A 523-nucleotide genomic window follows, 5' to 3' on the forward strand; every position below is an offset into this window, starting at 1 on the left:
GGGCTTCTGTCGCCCCAATTGCGGTTTATCGTCTCCGCACCGGGTTCGGCAAGGGCGGACCCGGCCCCTCCGGCCCGCCGCTAAGGCGCGTGGGCTGTCATTGCTGCGGATGGTCGGCGAGTTCCTGGTCGCTTCTGCCCCAATCCTGCCAGAGCTGCAGCGCACCCAGCACGACCACCAGCGCGCCGAGGATGCCGTGCCAGACCTGCAGCATCGTGTCGCCGGAATAGCCGAACAGGAACGGCGAAGCGATCAGCCAGCAGCCGAGCACGATGGCTGCGACCTCCTCCCAGCGCTGCAGGGCGACATATTCGAGCTGGGCGAGGCCGAACACCAGCATGCCGATCACGAAGGTGTTGAGGATCATGATGCTGCGCTCGGAATCGACGACCTCACGGCCGGCCTGCATCGGAAACCACGGCGACACCACGATCAGCACGCCAAGCAGCATGCCGAACCAATCCTCCCACGGTCTATGGGTGCTAAAGAAACGCTTATCCGACATGGTAGACCTCCCTGGAAA

At 64.1% G+C, this 523-nt stretch carries 1 protein-coding gene; it reads right to left on the reverse strand.

Features of this window, described 5'->3' with window-relative positions; translation table 11 throughout:
* Positions 1-97 precede the first annotated feature (97 nt).
* Positions 98-523: SPW repeat protein (locus I6F36_RS38655; RefSeq protein ID WP_346656719.1), on the reverse strand; the 426-nt coding region annotated here is incomplete at its 5' end.

The sequence above is a fragment of the Bradyrhizobium sp. BRP19 genome (genome assembly GCF_020194195.1).
Classification (GTDB): Bacteria; Pseudomonadota; Alphaproteobacteria; order Rhizobiales; family Xanthobacteraceae; genus Bradyrhizobium; species Bradyrhizobium yuanmingense.